We start from the raw sequence: 17,624 nt of genomic DNA, 5'->3' as shown, positions 1-17,624 counted from the left end.
GTAGAGTTGAACCTGTGATCGCGTGGAAAAGCTCCCCCCTGCCCGTCCTGCCCGGAACCTCCCCGGACGTCGCCCTCTACGACACCGCCCTGCACCGGACAGTGCCCGTGCGCCCGGGAGGTGAAGCCAGCCTCTACGTCTGCGGAATCACTCCCTACGACGCCACGCACATGGGACATGCCTCAACCTATGTGGCCTTCGACCTGCTGAACCGGCAGTGGCGGGACTCCGGGAACAGCGTCCGCTACGTGCAGAACGTGACCGATGTGGACGATCCGCTGCTGGAGCGGGCGACCGCCAGGGGTCTGGACTGGCGCGCCCTGGCGCAGGAGCAGACACAGCTCTTCCGCGACGACATGGAAGCCCTGAATGTCCTCGCCCCGGACCACTACATCGGCGCCGTCGAGTCCATCGAGTGGATTGTGCCGGTGGTGGAAGACCTCCTCCGCCGCGGCCTCGCCTACCGGGTCCCGGCGGCGGGCAGTGAACCCGCCGGCGACGTCTATTTCTCCGTCGATGCGGCGTCGCGACTGGATCCCGAGGACCCCGACGCATGGCGGCTGGGCAGCGTCTCCGGGCTGACCGCCGACCAGATGCTGCCGCTCTTCGCCGAACGCGGCGGAGACCCGCTGCGCCCGGGCAAGCGCAACGCCCTGGATCCGCTGCTGTGGCGCGTCGAGCGTCCCGGCGAGCCGTTCTGGGACGGTGCGTCGCTGGGCTCCGGGCGGCCCGGCTGGCACATCGAATGTTCGGTCATCGCACAGCGTTTCCTGCCGGCGCCGTTCACGGTGCAGGCCGGCGGGTCCGACCTGGTCTTCCCGCATCATGAGATGAGCGCGGGCCATGCCTACGCCTGCACCGGCACACCGCTGGCACGCCACTATGCCCACGCCGGAATGGTCGGCCTGGACGGCGCAAAGATGAGCAAGTCACTGGGCAACCTGGTCCTGGTCTCCTCGCTGCGGACCTCCGGCACTGATCCTGCGGCGATCCGTGCCGTGCTGCTGAGCCATCACTACCGCACCGACTGGTTCTGGACCGGGGAGCAGCTGACCGCCGCCGAGCAGCGGTTGTCCCGCTGGCGGTGTGCCCTGCCTCTGACCGGATACGCACAGGCCGAGGAGATGCTCGCCGGTGTGCGGGCCGCGCTGGCCCGTGACCTGGATGCCCCTGCCGCCCTGGCAGCAGTCGACGCCTGGGCCGCTTCGGCCTTGGAAACTCCGGCCGAGGACCGCAGCGACGACGCAGCTGTCCTGGCCGGATCGGCCGTTGATGCGCTGCTGGGGATTCGGCTCTAGTCCCGCCGGCGGCGTTTGAGGTACCGCTCAAACTCGCGGGCGATCGACTCTCCGCTGGCTTCCGGCAGGTCGGCGGTGTCCTTGGCCTCCTCCAGTTGCCGCACGTAGGCGGCAATTTCCGGATCGTCGGTGGCCAGTTCGTCGACGCCGCGTTCCCAGGCCTCCGCCTCATCCGTCAGCAGCCTGGTGTCCAGCGGCGCCTGCAGCAGCTCCTCGAGGCGGTGCAGCAGCGACAACTGCGCCTTCGGTGAGGGGGAGTGGCCCACATAGTGCGGCACGGCCGCCCACATCGACACGGCGGGGATGTCGGCCAGCCCGGCCATTTCCGCGAGGACCCCCACGATGCCGATCGGCCCCTCGTAGTGCGAGGATTCCACCTTCAGGTCCTCGCGCAGGTCGGAGTCCTCGCAGGTGACCGTGACGGGAATGGGACGGGTGTGCGGCACGTCGGCGAGCAGTGCGCCGGCCAGCACGATGCAGTCAACACCGAGTTCCTTGGCCAGGGCAATCAGTTCGGCGGTGTAGGCGCGCCACTTATAGGACGGCTCGACGCCCGACACGAAAATAATGTCCAGGTTGCTGTCCGGAACCTCGGCACGGGAAATGCGGGTGGTGGGCCACTTGATCCGCCGCTCACCGGACCCCAGCCGTTCAATGACGGGGCGGGTGAACTGGAAGTCGTAGTATTCGTCGGCGTTCAGGCTCCCGATCTTCTCGGCTTCCCAGAACATGCTCAGGTACTTCAGCGCGTCGCTGGCGGCCTCCCCGGCGTCGTTCCACCCTTCGAAGGCGGCCAGCATCACGGTGGTTCGCTCCTGGGAACCGCCAAAAAAATCCTGGAGACCAACGGGCGGGGTTTCTTCGGTATTGCTCACAGACTCACCCTATGCCCAGCACGTCGCGCTGTCAGGACCGGGCGGAGCGCTTCGCCGGGAGCGGGGTAAACCGGGGGTCCGGCCCGCCCAGTAGACTGGGATGCATGTCTTCCTCCGTCCAGGCCCCCCTGCAAACCGAACCCGCCCCCGGTCCGCTTCAGGCGGTGCTGTGGGACATGGACGGAACCATCGTGGACACGGAGCCGTACTGGATCGCCGCGGAGAAGGACCTGGTGCACAGCTACGGCGGCTCGTGGACCGACTCTGACGCCGAGGCCATGGTTGGCCAGGCGCTGACCTTCAGCGCCGGACTCGTGCAGAACGCCGGCGTCCCGCTGAGCATCCGCGAGATCATCGACCGCCTCATCGGCCAGGTCACCGAGCAGGTCCGCCGCGAGGTTCCCTGGCGCCCCGGTGCCCGCGAACTCCTCGGCGAGCTGTCCGCCTCCGGCATTCCGTGCGTCCTGGTCACCATGTCCGAGGCCGTCCTGGCCGAGGAGATCTGCAGCCGGCTGCCCGCCGGCACGTTCTCCTTCCTGGTCACCGGCGACATGGTCCGGCAGGGAAAACCGCACCCCGAGCCGTATGAACTGGCCTTTAGCCGGCTGGCGGAACAGCTTCCGGACCTGGCCAAGGACCGCGTCGTGGCCATTGAAGACTCCTTCCCCGGAGTCACCTCCGCCCGCGCCGCCGGTCTTGTCACCCTGGGTGTTCCGCATTTCCTGCCGCTGCCTCCGGACGCCAGCCGGCATGAGTGGGAGACGCTGGCCGGGAAGACGGCGGCGGACCTGGCCTCCCTGCTGAGCACCGCCAACGCCGGGGCTGCCCGGTGAGCATCGGGCAGGGCGCCGGCACGCCCGCTCCGGTCCGGGACGGGATCCCGCTGGGCCGGATTGCCGGCGTCCCCGTGTACTTGGCCTATTCCTGGTTCATCATCGCGGCTTTGATCGTGGTCTTTTTCGGGCCGCTGGTCGGCCGGAGCTTCCCGTTCCTGGGGGCCGGCGCCTACGCCGTCGCCCTCGGCTACGCGATCCTGCTCCTGGTCTCCGTCCTCATCCATGAGCTGGCCCACGCCCTGACGGCCAAAGCGTACCGCTGGCCGACGGCGAAGATCGTCCTGACGTTGTGGGGCGGCCACACCCAGTTTGGGCAGGTCCGATCCACCCCCGGCCCGTCGCTGCTGGTTGCGCTGGCCGGTCCCGCAGCGAATTTCCTGCTCGCCGGGGCCGGCTGGCTGCTCCTCCTCGCGGCTCCGCTTCCTCCGGTGGCAGCGCTGCTGACGGAGATTCTGATCTGGGCCAACCTGCTGGTGGCCATCTTCAACATCCTGCCCGGGCTTCCGCTGGACGGCGGGCGCATCGTTGAATCAGCCGTGTGGAAAGCCACCGGATCCCAGGACAGGGGCACAGTGGCAGCCGGTTACGCCGGACGCATCATCGCCCTGGCCCTGGCCGCCGCCGTCATCCTGCCGCCGTACCTGCGGCAGGAAAGCCCCGATCTGCAGGTGGTCCTGCTCACTGCCGTGGTCTCGGGATTCCTCTGGATGGGAGCCGGCGCCAGCATCAGCAATGCCCGTGTGCGGCTGCGGCTGCCCTCCATCAGCGCCGCCGCCCTGATGACTCCGGCAGTCTCCGTTCCGGCGGCCTCTCCCGTGGCCGGGGCCCGGGAACTGCTTGCCGGCCGTCCCGGCACCGCCCTGGTGATCACCGCACCGACCGGACAGCCCTGGGCCATTGCGGACCAGGACGCGCTGGCGCAGGTGCCGGAGCAGCTGGCCATGTCCACCCAGATCGACGCCGTCGCCCGGCCACTGGGACCCGGCGCCTATGTTCCTGCCGCCGCCGCGGGTTCTGAACTGGTGGACTATCTCGCTAAACTTCAGGGCAGCGAGTATGCAGTTATCGACCGGGACGGCGGGGTGGTGGGACTCCTGACCCAGGCAGCTGTCCTGAACGCCATCTCGGCCAAGCCGAACCGGCCCCGCAGCTCCTGAGGCACTCCCGCACCGGCATCCCGGCCCCGTCTTCCCCGTTGACCCGGGGACCCGGACGCCGGCGCTGCCGGCGGAGCGCCCGCTCCACCCCTCGAACTTCACCCCCACCACCGCGCACCACCTAGATCCAAAGGAACGTTACCCATGAACTCGGAGACCCCGGGCCAGACAGCCGCTACAGCTCCCCACGGCGCCGACCACCGCAGGGGACCGCTGCGTCCGGGGGAGCGCGTCCAGCTCACCGACGAAAAGGGCCGGCACAACACCATCACCCTGACCGAAGGCGGCGCCTTCCACACGCACCGCGGATTCCTGCCGCATGACACGATGATCGGTGTTCCCGAAGGCACCATCGTCACGAACACCACCGGCCAGCAGTACCAGGTGCTGCGGCCGCTGCTGTCTGACTTCGTGCTGTCGATGCCGCGAGGCGCCGCCGTCGTCTACCCCAAGGACGCCGGCCAGATTGTCACGATGGCAGACATCTACCCGGGTGCGCGCGTCGTCGAAGCCGGCGTCGGCTCGGGTGCGCTGAGCATCTCGCTGCTGCGCGCCGTCGGTGACTCCGGCTCCCTGCATTCGTTTGAGCGCCGGGAAGAATTCGCTGACATCGCCCGCGGCAACGTGGAAACCTTCTTCGGTGGCCCGCACCCGGCCTGGAACATCACGCTGGGAGACTTCCAGGAGGAGGTCGTCCGCACCGAAGCGCCCGGCAGCGTGGACCGGGTGGTCCTGGACATGCTGGCGCCGTGGGAATGCACCGACGCGGTGGCCACCGTCCTGGCTCCCGGCGGCGTGTGGATTTCCTATGTGGCAACCGTCACCCAGCTGTCCCGCACGGCGGAGGCCATCCGCGCCGACGGCCGGTTCACCGAACCCGACGGCTGGGAATCCATGGTCCGCGGCTGGCATCTGGAGGGCCTGGCCGTCCGGCCCGACCACCGCATGGTGGCCCACACCGGATTCCTGCTCACCGCCCGCCGCCTCGCCGAAGGCGCCACCGGACTGGTGGCCAAGCGCCGCGCCTCGAAGACCAACTTCAGCGAAGAGGACCTGAACGCGTGGACCCCTGCCGCCGTGGGAGAGCGCGAAGTCTCCGCCCACAAGCTGCGCCGGGCCGCCAAGGACGCCAGTTCGAAGATCCAGCGCGGCGCTCTGGAGAACGCCGAAAAGTACAACGCGGATAAGGACGGTACGCCGGAAATCCCCTAGCCGCAATCGGGTCGGCGGATAACTGACGGCCGACAAAGACAAGAGGTTGCAACCCGTGTGTTGCCTGCGCTGCTGGGCTATCGTCAAAGCTAGAGACCCTGCGCAACGTGAAGGTGGTCGCAACCATGGCTGAAGCAGAGAACACCATCGATTCCGGGGCCGACGATCCGCGGAATTATTTCCGCGGGCCCGGCGTGCAAGGCGCCGAGTCCCCGCAGCTGAACGTGCTGCGGGACAAGCTGCGGAACGTGGACCGGCAGCTGGCGGCACTGACACACAACAACGCCCGGCTGGTGGCGATGCTGGAGACGGCGAAGGCGGAGATCATCCGCCTCAAGGACGCCCTCGAAAAGGAGGGCGCCACGCCCTTCAGCTTCGCCACCGTCATCGCGGTGAACCACCGGGTTCCCGCCAGCAGCGGCAGGACGACCACCGCAGCCGTCCAGGACAACCTGGACATTGTGCAGTCCGGCCGGAAACTGCGGGTGTCGGTCAGTCCGCTGCTGGACATGAACCAAATAGTTCCAGGCCAGGAAGTGCTCCTGAACGAATCCCTGGTGGCCGTGGCTTCGCTGGGTTTCGAGCGCAGCGGCGAGCTGTTCACCGTGAAGGAGCTCCTGGGCAGCGACCGGTGCCTGGTGATCGGACGGGCCGACGACGAACGCGTGGTCCGGCTCAACGGGCCCCTGGAGGCCGAAAAGGTGCGGGTCGGCGACGCCCTGACGGTCGACACCCGGATCGGCTACGCGCTGGAGAAGATCCCGCGCAGCGAGGTCGAGAACCTCGTCCTGGAGGAGGTTCCGGACATCTCCTACTCCGACATCGGCGGGCTCGGCCCGCAGATCGAGCAGATCCGCGACGCCGTTGAACTGCCGTTCCTGCACCCGGACCTGTACCGGGAACACGGGCTGAAGGCGCCGAAGGGCATCCTGCTCTACGGCCCTCCCGGCTGCGGCAAGACCCTGATCGCCAAGGCGGTGGCGCACTCCCTGGCGGCCCGCGTCATGGAGCAGACGGGCACCCTGGGAACCCGCAGCTACTTCCTGAACATCAAGGGCCCCGAGCTGCTGGACAAGTACGTGGGGGAGACGGAGCGGCACATCCGCCTGATCTTCGCCCGGGCCCGGGAAAAGGCCTCCGGCGGCAGCCCCGTGGTGGTGTTCTTCGACGAGATGGACTCCCTTTTTCGCACGCGCGGCACCGGCATCTCTTCCGACGTCGAAACGACCATCGTCCCCCAGCTGCTCTCGGAGATCGACGGCGTGGAGAAGCTGGAGAACGTCATCGTCATCGGTGCCTCCAACCGCGAGGACATGATCGATCCGGCGATCCTGCGGCCGGGCCGCCTCGACGTGAAGATCAAGATCCTGCGCCCCGACGCCGAAGGGGCGGCCGAGATCTTCGCCAAGTACCTCACTTCCAATCTGCCCCTGCACCGCGAGGACCTCGCGGAAAACGGCTACGATCCGGAGGTGACCGTCCGGGAGATGATCCGGCGGACCGTGGAAAAGATGTACGCCGAGGACAAGTCCAACGAGTACTTGGAAGTCACCTACGCCAACGGCGACACGGAAATGCTCTACTTCAAGGATTTCAACTCCGGAGCGGTGATCCAGAACGTGGTGGACCGGGCCAAGAAGTACGCCATCAAGGATCTGCTGACCCTGCACCAACGCGGCCTGCGGATCGACCACCTCATGCGGGCGGTGGTGGACGAGTTCCGGGAGCACGAAGACATGCCCAACACCACCAATCCGGACGACTGGGCACGCATTTCGGGCAAGAAAGGCGAGCGCATCACGTACATCCGCACGATCATCCAGGGCAAGGCGGGACAGGAACCCGGACGCACCATCGAAACCGCCGCCAACCCCGGACAGTATCTGTGAGTGTTCGCCGTGTCATGGGCACGGAAACCGAATACGGCGTGTTGGCGCCGGCCCTGCCGGCAGCCAACGCAACGGTCCTGTCCAGCCAGATCATCAACGCCTATGCCGCCACCCGGCGCAGCGGCATGGGCAACCTGTCCGGAACCCGCTGGGACTACACCGACGAAGCGCCGCTGAACGACGCCCGCGGATTCACGGTGCCCCGCACGGCAGCTGATCCGACCCAGCTCACGGACGCGCCTCCGGTCCTCGACGCGGAGCAGATCGCCATGGAGGGCGGCGGCCCCGCTGCCCTCTACGGGGAGCAGTCCACGGAGAACCCCGTCCTGATGAACATGGTGCTCTCCAACGGGGCCCGGCTGTACGTCGACCACGCCCATCCGGAATACTCCTCGCCGGAGGTGACGACCCCGCGCGACGCGGTGCTGTGGGACAAAGCCGGCGACGCCGTCGTGCTGGCGGCGATGCGGCACATAGCCGCGGCGCCGGGCTTCTCCCCGGTGAATCTGTACAAGAACAACACCGACAGCAAAGGCGCCTCCTACGGCTCGCACGAGAACTACCTGGTGCCGCGCAGCGTTCCGTTTTCCGATTTGGTCCAGGGCCTGGTGCCCTTCTTCGTCAGCCGGCAGGTCCTTGTCGGCTCCGGCCGGGTGGGAATGGGCACCAACAACCAGCGCCAGGGCTATCAGCTGAGCCAGCGGGCCGATTTCTTCGAAGCCGAGGTCGGCCTGGAGACCACCATCCGGCGGCCCATCGTGAACACCCGCGACGAACCCCACGCGGTGGCGGAAAAATACCGGCGGCTGCACGTCATCATCGGCGACGCCAACCTCAGCGAGGTTTCGGCGCTGCTGAAGGTGGGCACCACCTCCATTGTGCTGTCCATGATCGAGGCGGGCACCGGGCCCGGGGTGGAGCTGCGGGATCCGGTGGGATCCCTGCAGGCCATCAGCCACGACCCCACGCTGCAGCAGCTGGTGGAGCTGAAGGACGGACGGATGATCACCGGCCTGGACCTGCAGGAGATCTATCTGGAGGCCGCCGCCCGGCACTGCCGCAGCCGCGGAGCCGACGCCGCCACCGAAGACATCCTCACCCGCTGGACCTCGCTGGTGGGGGTCCTGAAACGCGATCCGCTGGAAGCCGCCTCTTCCGTGGACTGGGTGGCCAAACTCCGGCTGCTGCAGGCCTACCGGGACCGTGACGGCCTGGCCTGGTCCGACGCCCGGCTGCACCTGGTGGACCTGCAGTACTCCGACATGCGGCCGGAGAAGGGGCTCTACTACCGGCTGGCCGCCCGCGGCCAGATGGAGCGGATCCTGACCGACGAGGAAATTGCCCGCGCCGTCACCGAACCGCCGGATGACACCCGCGCCTATTTCCGCGGCAAGTGCGTCAGCCGCTTTCCGAACCAGGTGGTGGGGGCGAGCTGGGATTCCATCATCTTTGAGCTGCCCTCGCACCGGCGGCTGCAGCGCATTCCGACCCGGGAACCGCTCCGGGGGACCCGGGCGCTGACGGAGGAGTTGTTCGAAGCTTCGTCCGATGCGGAGGATTTTGTCGCCAGACTCCTGACCGGTCCCGAACATAGCGTGGCACCATAGGACTAGCAGGGCAGCGTCAGGACCTGGCAGGATCCGCCAGGACCAGTAAAAGGGCCGGAATCCGGCCGGGAAAGGCAATGATCATGGCAACCCAGGACCGCAAGAGCACCGGAGCCCGCACCGAAGAGGAGCTGGAGGAGACGCCCCCGCCGACAGCCGAACCGGAAGCGGCGGCCACCGCCCAGACCGAAGGCGTGGACGACCTTTTGGACGAAATCGACGGCGTGCTGGAAAACAACGCCGAGGAATTTGTCCGGGGATTCATCCAAAAGGGCGGACAGTAGCGGATGACCTACCGGGATCCCGCAGCAGAGGTAAACGGGGCGGCCCCGCCGTCCTTCAGCGACCATTTGGCCCGGCACCACCCCGACCTGCTGCCGTCAGCCCGCCGGCTGGGCACCGCCCCGGCCGGATCGGCGTCGGCGGCGGCACCGCAGGCCACCACCATCGTTTCGCTCACCTACGCCGGCGGCGTGCTGATGGCCGGCGACCGGCGCGCCACCATGGGCAACATGATCGCCAGCCGGCACATCAAGAAGGTCTTTCCGGCGGACAACTACTCGGTGGTGGGCATCGCCGGCACCGCAGGGCTTGCCCTGGACATGATCCGGCTGTTTCAGGTGGAACTGGAGCACTACGACAAGATCGAGGGCACCCCCATGAGCCTGGACGGCAAGTCCAACCGGCTCGCCGCAATGGTGCGGTCGAATCTGCCCCTGGCCCTGCAGGGCCTGGCCGTGGTCCCGCTGTTCGCCGGTTACGACACCGAGCGCCACGTCGGCAGGCTCTTCTCCTATGACGTCACCGGGGGCCGGTACGAGGAATATGAACACCACAGCGTGGGCTCCGGCTCGGTGTTCGCCCGCGGCGCCCTCAAGAAGCTCTGGCGTCCGGGGCTGGACGAGGAACAGGCAGTCGCCGTCGCCATCGAATCGCTCTACGACGCAGCCGACGACGACTCCGCCACCGGGGGACCGGATCTGGTCCGTCAGCTGTGGCCGGTGGTCTACGTGGTCAACAGTGCCGGAAACCGGGAAATCCCGGAGCGGGAACTGCAACTGATGGCGCGGGAGCTTGTTGACCGCCGCTCCGTCGCCGGACGGGAGAGCTGACCATGACGCAGCAGTTCTACGTCTCCCCCGAACAGCTGATGAAGGACCGGGCGGACTTCGCCCGGAAAGGGATCGCCAGGGGCCGGTCGGTGGTGGTGCTCACCTGCCGCGACGGAATCGCCCTCGTGGCCGAGAACCCCTCGCCGTCACTGCACAAGCTCGGCGAAATCTACGACCGGATCGGCTTCGCCGCCGTGGGCAAGTACAACGAGTTCGAGAGCCTTCGGCAGGCCGGTGTCCGGTACGCCGATGTCCGCGGCTACTCCTACTCCCGTGAGGACGTCTCCGCCCGCGGCCTGGCCAGCGTCTATGCCCAAAGCCTGGGGTCGGTTTTCACCACCGAGGGCAAACCCTTCGAGGTGGAACTGGCTGTTGCCGAGGTGGGGACCGAGCCCTATGAGGACCACCTGTACCGGCTGACGTTCGACGGTTCCATCGCTGACGAAAGCAACTTCGTGGTCATGGGCGGCCAGGCGGAAGTGGTTCGCGAGGCCCTGGCCCGGACCTGGAACCAGGACACCGGCTTTCCCGAGGCCGTCCGCACAGCGGTCGCCGCCCTCTCCGCCACCCGCAGCCCCGCCGGTCCGGCGGCCGGCGAGGCAGCGCCCAACGGCAACGGATCCGCGCCGTCCGGCTACGGCGGCGGTGAGGCCGTGCCGCCGGAACCCGACCGGCTCGGCGCCGGCCTGCTGGAAGTGGCATTTTTGGACCGTTCCCCGCTCTCCTCCCGGGGCACCGTCCGGGCATTCAGGCGAATCAACACAGTGGAGCTGGACCGCTTGCTGGCCGGCCCGGAGGGAGACTGATGGACCGCAGGATTTTTGGGATTGAAACTGAATTCGGAATCGCATACTCCGGTCCGGACTCCCGCCCGCTGTCGCCGGAAGAGGTGGCCCGCTACCTGTTTCGGAAAGTCGTCAGCTGGGGGCGGTCCTCCAACGTCTTCCTGACCAACGGATCCCGTCTTTATCTGGATGTGGGGTCCCATCCGGAGTACGCGACGGCGGAGTGCGATGACCTGGCGCAGCTCGTGGCCCACGACCGGGCCGGCGAACTGATCCTCGACGACCTGGTGGAGGAAGCCGAGGACCGGCTGCGGGCCGAGGGGTTCAACGGCAGCGTCTACCTGTTCAAGAACAACACCGATTCCGCCGGGAACTCCTACGGCAGCCACGAAAACTACCTCATCCCGCGGCGGCTGGAGTTCTCCCGCCTGGCGGACATCCTGATCCCGTTCCTCGTGACCCGCCAGTTGCTGGTGGGTGCGGGCAAGGTGCTGAAGACCCAGTCCGGTTCGCTGTACGCCTTTTCCCAGCGGGCCGACCACATTTGGGAAGGGGTGTCCTCGGCCACCACCCGGTCACGGCCGATCATCAACACCCGGGACGAGCCCCACGCCGACGCCGAGCACTACCGCCGGCTGCATGTGATCGCCGGGGACTCCAACATGTCCGAGACCACCACCCTGCTCAAGGTGGGTTCCGTGGACCTGATGCTCCGCCTCATCGAGTCCGGAGCGGTGCTGCGCGACCTGCGGCTGGAAAACCCGATCCGGAGCATCCGTGAAATCTCCCATGACCTGACGGGACAAATGCCCCTGAAGCTGGCCAACGGCACCACCATGACCGCGCTGGAGCTGCAGCGGGTCTATCTGGCCCGCGTCCAGGACTTCGTGGCGGCAAACGGTGCCCACAACCGGCACGTTGAACGCGTGCTGGACCTCTGGGAGCGGACCCTTGACGCCATTGAATCCGGAGACACCTCCGGCATCGACACCGAGATTGACTGGGCGATCAAGAAAAAGCTCGTGGACCGGTATGCCGAACGGCATTCGTTGGAACTGACCTCGCCGCGCCTGGCCCAGCTTGACCTGACCTACCATGACATTTCTCGCCGCCGCGGACTCTTCTACCTCCTCCAGGCCCGCGGGGAAACCGCCCGGGTGGTTGAAGACAGCGACGTCAAGGAGGCTGTGGACGTCCCGCCGCAGAGCACCCGGGCCAAACTCCGCGGGGACTTCGTGCGCCGGGCGAAGGCCGCCAACCGTGACTTCACCGTGGACTGGGTTCACCTGAAACTCAACGACCGGGCACAGCAGACCGTCCTGTGCAAGGACCCCTTTGCCGCCGTCGATGAACGGGTTGAAGCCCTGCTGGCGACGCTCTAGGAGCCCGCGGGCCGGGACCGGCTCCCGGCGGATTTCTCCGCTTTCACCCGCACCAAGGCAGCATTCAGGCAGAAACGCTACGCTGGACGGGACCGCCCGCTCCCGTTACCCCTGGCACGACCCGGGGACACTGCGGGCCCACCTGTCCACCACTGAAAGAAGTACTGTGCGAAAAGTACTAGCCATAAGCTTGTCCTCCCTGCTCCTCATCTCGGCCTGCTCCGGCGGGGAAGCGACCGGTGCCGCGGGCAAATCCGCAGGCCAGGCCGGAGTTTTTGACTCCGTGAAGGTCAAGGTCGAGGATCAGGACACCGTACCCGAGGTGGAGTTCGATGCTCCGCTGGAGATCACCGAAAGTGCGGCGAAGATCGTCTACACCGGCGACGGCGACACCGTTGCCGAAGGCCAGAGCATCACCTTTAAGTTCGTGGCGCTGAACGCCGAAGACGGCAGTGTCCTCGGCGACACCTACGAGGATGCCGCGTCGGCGCTGCCCGTCAACGAGCAGCTGAAGGAACAGGACCCGGCGCTGTACGAGGTCCTGCTGGGCGCCAAGGTCGGCTCGCAGGTCGCCTATGCCTTCCCTGATGCCCAGGCCGCCGCCCAGTCGGAGGGTGCCGAAACCGAGCAGGCAGCCCAGCCCACCCAGGTGATGGTGCTGAGCATCCAGAGCACCCAGGACACCGTGGCCACGCTGTCGCCGGACGAGGCTGCGTCCCGCAAGGCCGAAGGCAACCTGCTGATGAGCCCTGAGGATGTCTCCGCGCTGGAAACCGACGGCAAGCTGCCCAAGGTCAGCTTCGGCGAGGACGGCGTTCCCGCCGTCGAAATCCCGGAGAACATGGAAGAGCCCGACAAGCTGATCGTCAAGGTCCTCGAAGAGGGCGAGGGCGCGGCTGTAGAAGAAACCGGCACCGTGAAGGTCGACTACCTCGGCGTTTCCCAGCGGGACGGCAGCACCTTCGACTCCAGTTACGAACGCGGCGAGCCGGCGGAGTTCCCGCTCGACGGCGTCATCCCCGGCTGGACCCACGGCCTGGCCGGCCAGAAGGCCGGCTCCAAGGTCCTGCTGGTCCTTCCGTCCGAGCTGGCCTACGGCGATCCCGCACCCAGCGGCAACCCGGCCGGACCGCTCGTATTTGTCGTGGACATCCAGGAAGTCAAGTAGCGTTAGAACCGAACACGACGTTTGACGCGGCACCGCCGCAGCAAGGAGCACCATGTCATTTGGAAAGCGTGAATACGACCGCCAGAAGCCGGAGATCGACTTCCCGGAGCACGAGGCTCCCACGGAGCTTCGCATCGAAGACATCGTGGTCGGCGACGGCCCCGAGGCCAAGCCCGGGGACACCGTCTCCACCCACTACGTGGGCGTTGCGTTCTCCACCGGTGAAGAGTTCGACGCATCGTGGAACCGCGGCACCCCGCTGGACTTCCGCGTGGGCGTGGGCCAGGTCATCGAGGGCTGGGACCAGGGCCTGCTGGGCATGAAGGTCGGCGGCCGCCGCCGACTCGAGATTCCCGCCCACATGGCCTACGGCGACAGCGGTGCCGGTTCGGCAGTTGCTCCCGGCGAATCGTTGATCTTCGTGGTTGACCTGCTGGGCGTCCGCTAACCCGGCACCCCGGCAGAACAGGCGGGTCCGCAGCTGCACTGCAGCAGCGGACCCGCCTTTTTCGCGTCTGCTCCCGGCGCTGTCCGCCGCGTCTGCGCTCCGCCGCCCGGCGCGGTAGATTGGCTTCCGTGCCCGCCAACAGAACCGAACGCCTCCTGACCCTGGTCATTGTCCTGCTGTCCACCCGCAGGGGTTTCACCAAGCACGAACTGTTCGACGAAATCGAGCTCTACGGCGAAGCGCCGTCCACCGCCGCCCGGGAAAAGCTCTTCGACCGTGACAAGGCCTTCCTGCGCGAACAGGGCATTCCCGTGGAGTCCTACAGCGAGGAAACGCTCTACGACCAGGACAACTCGGTGCGCCGGTACCGCATTCGAGCCGATGCCTACCGGCTTCCCGGCGTGCGGTTCAGCCCCGAGGAATCAGCCGTCCTGGCCCTGGCGGCAAGCATGTGGGAGCAGGCGTCGCTGGGCTCGGCAGCGGCACGGGCGCTGCGCAAGCTCCAAGCCCGCGGCGTGGTGGCCGACGGCGCCGCCGCGAGCCCCCTGCAGCCCCGGATCCGCACCAACGACCCAAACTTTGACACCGTCTGGAAAGCCACGACCACCCGCACGCCCATTTCCTTCGGCTACCGCCCGGCGGCACGCACCGGCAGCGCAGGAGGGAAGGCGAAACCGGGCCGGCGGCGGAGCACCCGCCGGCACGTGCAGCCGTGGGGGATGGGCAGCCGCTTCGGGCATTGGTACGTGGTCGGATGGGACCTGGACCGCGGAGCCGAGCGCTTTTTCCGGCTGTCCCGGATGACGACGCCGGTGGCCCTGGAAGCGGGCAGCTACGACGTTCCGGAGGACTTCGACATTGAGGCCTCACTGGCATCGCTGGACCGGGTGTTCGCCCCGGTCACGGCCGTGGTGGAAGCCCGGGAGGGTGCGGCTGCCGAGCTGCGGCTGCGCGCCGACGGACCGGCCCGGCCGGAAAGTGCGACGGGGGACAGGGCCGGGGACAGGGCCGGGGACCGCACGGGCTGGGACGTACTGTCGCTGACCGTCCCGGACCTGGACGCCCTGGCGGCCGACACGGCCGGGCTGGGGGCCAGCGCCGTCGCAGTGGAGCCGGCGGAATTCCGGCAGTCGGTCGCGGAGCTCCTGCGGCTGGCCCTGGCGGCCCAGCTCAAACCCGTGCCGGCCTTCACCCTTGTCCGCCGCACCCCGGCGCCCGCGTCCAGCTCGACGGCAGCTCAGAGCCACCTGACGCGCCTGCTTGACCTTGTGCCTTACATCCTGGGGAACCAGGGTGCGGACATGGAGCAGACGGCACAGCGCTTTGGCGTCAGCGCCGCCCAGCTGGCAAGCGACCTGAACCTGCTCTTCGTCAGCGGCCCCCGGCACTATCCCAACGGGCTGATGGACGTGAACTTCGAAAACGGCCAGATTTTCATCGACAACGCCCAGGACCTCTCCGAACCCGTCCGGCTGGGCATGGATGAGGCAGCCGCACTCATTGTCGGTCTCGAAACGCTCTCGTCCCTTCCGGGGGTCGGCAGCACCCCGGCATTGACCAGTGCCCTGGCCAAGCTCAGCGAGGCGGCCGGGGAATCGGGACGGGTCGGCACCGCCGTCGCCGCCCGGCTCACGGAACCCGAAGGCACCGCCGGCGTGCTGGACCAGCTGCAGCAGGCTATCACCGGCCGCCGGCAGCTGGAATTGCGTTATCTGGTGCCCAGCCGCGACGAGGTCACCGACCGCACAGTGGACCCGCGGCGGCTCTTCTCCGTCAACGACCGCTGGTACCTCGAGGCCTGGTGCCACCGTTCGGAAGGCGTGCGGAACTTCCGGGTGGACCGCATCCACAACGTTACGGATTCCGGTCCGGCCTCCTGGCAGGGCCCCGATCCGGACAGCACTCCGGCCGGCCTCTTCCGGCCCAGCGCCGAAGATGAGCTGGTGACCCTGCTGCTGGAGCCCGCAGCCAGCTGGGTGGAGAGCGCGTACGACGCCGGACGCCGGGCTGATCTCGCGCGCGGGCGCACCGCGGTGGAGCTCCGTGTCGGGAACACCCGGTGGATTCCCGGCTTCATCGCCCGGCAGGGAGGCAGTGTCGTGGTGGCCGCCCCCGAGTCTCTGCGCCGGGAGACGCAGGAGTGGCTCCGCGCTGCGCTGGCGAACTACGAACCGCCCGCTGACGGGGTTCCGGCGTCGAACGGCTGACTCCGCCGGCCCTCCTGCTGTGAGGCGCGCTGCGGCGATGCGTCCCGCAGCGGCTGCCCGCACTATGCTGGACTCATGCCTTGGTGGTCCTGGATTTTGATATGGGCGGCGCTCATCGTCGCCGCAGCCGCTTTTTACGCCCTCATCGGCTGGCGGATCTTCCGCAAGCTCATGGCGACATTGCGGGAAGCGGAGACTGCGGTCTCGTCGCTGGCAGTTTCAGCACCCGCCGCTGCGCCGCCTGCAGAGAAGTCTCCCGACGCTGAACTCGGGATTTTTGCGGATCCAATCCTGGTGAAGGTCCGCTACGAAGAAGGAAAAGAGGCGCGCCAGGCCGGCCGCCGGGAACGCCGGATCAGCCGGCGCCTGGCCAACGGGCAGCCCCGCGCCCTGCGGGACTTTCCAGGACTCTGACGTAAACTGTCTCAAAACGAAAGGACACCCGGCATGAACGGTATTCAAGGCTGGCACATTGTAATCCTGGTCGTTCTGGCCCTTCTGCTCTTCGGCGCACCCAAACTTCCCGGACTGGCCCGCAGCATGGGGCAGTCCCTGCGGATTTTCAAGTCCGAGGTCCGCCAGATGAAGGACGAAAACCCGTCCGATTCCACGCCCGAAGAGACGGTGGAGGGCCGGATCGTCACCAACCCGCCCGCCGGAGCATCCGGGGTCCAGACGCCGCCGGCGGCACCGCGTGCCTCCGGAACAACCGGGACAACCGGTCCGGATCAGCGCCCCGCGGGTAACCCGCCCACCGGCCTGTAACGGCCGTGGCGCTGACCAAAGGGCGCAATTCCAACCCTGAGGGTCGGATGGCCCTCAAGGAGCACCTGCGGGAAGCCCGCAACCGTCTGTTCAAGGCCGGCATTGCCGTGGTCCTCGGCACGGTTGCCGGGTTCTTCCTGTACATGCCGGTCTTTAATGCCCTGACCCGTCCGGTCCTGGACGTGGGCAACCAGGAGGGGCGCTTCGCCACGATCAACTTCGAGGGCGTGGCGACACCCTTTGACCAGATGATCCAGGTCTCGGTCTTTATCGGACTGCTGCTGTCCTGCCCGGTGTGGCTGTACCAGCTGTGGGCCTTCATTACCCCCGGGCTCAAGACCAAGGAACGGCGCATGACCCTCGGGTTCATGGCTGCCTCAGTGCCGCTGTTCCTGGGCGGCGTGTACCTGGCCTGGCTGCTTCTGCCCAGCGCCATTGAGGTGCTCACCGGCTTCACGCCCGAGGGCAGCGCCAACGTCATCACCGCTACGGTGTACCTGGCCTTCGTGATCCGCCTCCTGCTGGCCTTCGGCATCGCTTTCCTGATTCCGGTGGTGCTGGTGGGCCTGAACATGGCCGGCATCCTCCGGGGGAAAACGATCGTCAAGTACTGGCGCATCACTATCTTCCTGATCTGCGTCTTCGCTGCCATGGCAGCACCCGGCGGCGACGCCCTCACCATGTTCTACATGGCTGCGCCGCTGCTGGTGCTTTTCGCGGCCGCAGTGGGAATCTGCCTTGTCAACGACAGGCGCCGGGATCGCCGGAACGCGGCCCGCGAAGCGGCCGTCAGCGCAAGCGCCGACACCGCCACTCCGCTGGAGAACCTGTAAGGCGCTGCCGGCAGTGCGGTTCGGACTTTCAGCCCAAGGCGGAGCCCCGG

General features: G+C 67.5%; 17 protein-coding genes. 16 read left to right on the top strand and 1 reads right to left on the bottom strand.

Translation table 11 applies throughout. The annotated features are described in order from the left end of the window. Positions 1–14 precede the first annotated feature (14 nt). Positions 15–1,298: a cysteine--1-D-myo-inosityl 2-amino-2-deoxy-alpha-D-glucopyranoside ligase gene (mshC, locus tag QNO08_RS09340; RefSeq protein WP_229965820.1), complete on the top strand. Its 1,284-nt coding sequence runs from the start codon at positions 15–17 to the stop codon at positions 1,296–1,298. On the opposite strand, the gene QNO08_RS09335 is transcribed toward mshC, so the two are convergent. After that, a complete protein-coding gene (locus QNO08_RS09335) occupies positions 1,295–2,173 on the bottom strand; it encodes a PAC2 family protein (protein WP_229965821.1) in 879 nt (292 codons plus the stop codon). The two genes, mshC and QNO08_RS09335, sit on opposite strands and share 4 nt — an antisense overlap. A gap of 104 nt (positions 2,174–2,277) precedes the next feature. Here QNO08_RS09335 and QNO08_RS09330 point away from each other — a divergent pair, with 104 nt between their 5' ends. The 15 genes from QNO08_RS09330 (at position 2,278) to tatC (ending at position 17,574) form a co-directional block, all read left to right on the top strand. Then, entirely contained in the window at positions 2,278–3,006 is a 729-nt protein-coding gene (locus tag QNO08_RS09330; protein WP_229965822.1) for an HAD family hydrolase, read from the top strand. Beyond that, on the top strand, positions 3,003–4,166 hold the full coding sequence (locus QNO08_RS09325) for a site-2 protease family protein (RefSeq protein WP_229965823.1): 1,164 nt from the start codon (positions 3,003–3,005) through the stop codon (positions 4,164–4,166). The genes QNO08_RS09330 and QNO08_RS09325 overlap by 4 nt, the downstream gene beginning before the upstream one ends. A gap of 144 nt (positions 4,167–4,310) precedes the next feature. Continuing rightward, the gene (locus tag QNO08_RS09320) at positions 4,311–5,378 is read left to right on the top strand and encodes a tRNA (adenine-N1)-methyltransferase (protein WP_229965824.1); all 1,068 of its coding nucleotides are present in this window, start codon (positions 4,311–4,313) and stop codon (positions 5,376–5,378) included. A 194-nt stretch (positions 5,379–5,572) separates the two neighbouring features. After that, a complete protein-coding gene (gene arc, locus QNO08_RS09315) occupies positions 5,573–7,267 on the top strand; it encodes a proteasome ATPase (protein WP_229965845.1) in 1,695 nt (564 codons plus the stop codon). 14 nt (positions 7,268–7,281) lie between these two features. Beyond that, positions 7,282–8,874, top strand: coding sequence for a depupylase/deamidase Dop (dop, locus tag QNO08_RS09310; protein ID WP_229965825.1), 1,593 nt, complete (start codon positions 7,282–7,284; stop codon positions 8,872–8,874). A gap of 83 nt (positions 8,875–8,957) precedes the next feature. Continuing rightward, a complete protein-coding gene (locus tag QNO08_RS09305) occupies positions 8,958–9,158 on the top strand; it encodes a ubiquitin-like protein Pup (RefSeq protein WP_229965826.1) in 201 nt (66 codons plus the stop codon). A 3-nt stretch (positions 9,159–9,161) separates the two neighbouring features. Then, positions 9,162–9,986 carry a proteasome subunit beta gene (gene prcB / locus QNO08_RS09300; protein ID WP_229965827.1) on the top strand — a complete coding sequence of 275 codons (825 nt, stop codon included), beginning with the start codon at positions 9,162–9,164 and terminating at the stop codon, positions 9,984–9,986. Positions 9,987–9,988: 2 nt separating this feature from the next. Next, positions 9,989–10,792: a proteasome subunit alpha gene (gene prcA, locus QNO08_RS09295; protein ID WP_229965828.1), complete on the top strand. Its 804-nt coding sequence runs from the start codon at positions 9,989–9,991 to the stop codon at positions 10,790–10,792. After that, complete coding sequence (gene pafA / locus QNO08_RS09290) at positions 10,792–12,153, top strand: Pup--protein ligase (RefSeq protein WP_229965829.1); 1,362 nt, start codon at positions 10,792–10,794, stop codon at positions 12,151–12,153. The genes prcA and pafA overlap by 1 nt, the downstream gene beginning before the upstream one ends. 190 nt (positions 12,154–12,343) lie before the next feature. Continuing rightward, positions 12,344–13,321: an FKBP-type peptidyl-prolyl cis-trans isomerase gene (locus QNO08_RS09285; RefSeq protein WP_229965830.1), complete on the top strand. Its 978-nt coding sequence runs from the start codon at positions 12,344–12,346 to the stop codon at positions 13,319–13,321. Positions 13,322–13,373: 52 nt separating this feature from the next. Beyond that, a complete protein-coding gene (locus QNO08_RS09280) occupies positions 13,374–13,769 on the top strand; it encodes an FKBP-type peptidyl-prolyl cis-trans isomerase (protein WP_229965831.1) in 396 nt (131 codons plus the stop codon). Positions 13,770–13,897: 128 nt separating this feature from the next. After that, positions 13,898–15,976: a helix-turn-helix transcriptional regulator gene (locus QNO08_RS09275; protein WP_229965832.1), complete on the top strand. Its 2,079-nt coding sequence runs from the start codon at positions 13,898–13,900 to the stop codon at positions 15,974–15,976. 75 nt (positions 15,977–16,051) lie between these two features. Further along, positions 16,052–16,390 (top strand): hypothetical protein, encoded by a 339-nt coding sequence (locus QNO08_RS09270; RefSeq protein WP_229965833.1) that lies wholly within the window; start codon positions 16,052–16,054, stop codon positions 16,388–16,390. A gap of 33 nt (positions 16,391–16,423) precedes the next feature. After that, positions 16,424–16,741, top strand: coding sequence for a Sec-independent protein translocase subunit TatA (gene tatA, locus QNO08_RS09265; protein ID WP_229965834.1), 318 nt, complete (start codon positions 16,424–16,426; stop codon positions 16,739–16,741). Between the two features lie 47 nt (positions 16,742–16,788). Further along, positions 16,789–17,574, top strand: coding sequence for a twin-arginine translocase subunit TatC (gene tatC / locus QNO08_RS09260; protein WP_231712719.1), 786 nt, complete (start codon positions 16,789–16,791; stop codon positions 17,572–17,574). Positions 17,575–17,624: the final 50 nt, after the last annotated feature.

The organism is Arthrobacter sp. zg-Y820 (assembly GCF_030142155.1).
GTDB lineage: Bacteria > Actinomycetota > Actinomycetes > Actinomycetales > Micrococcaceae > Arthrobacter_B.
This window is presented reverse-complemented; position numbering and strand designations above follow the sequence as displayed.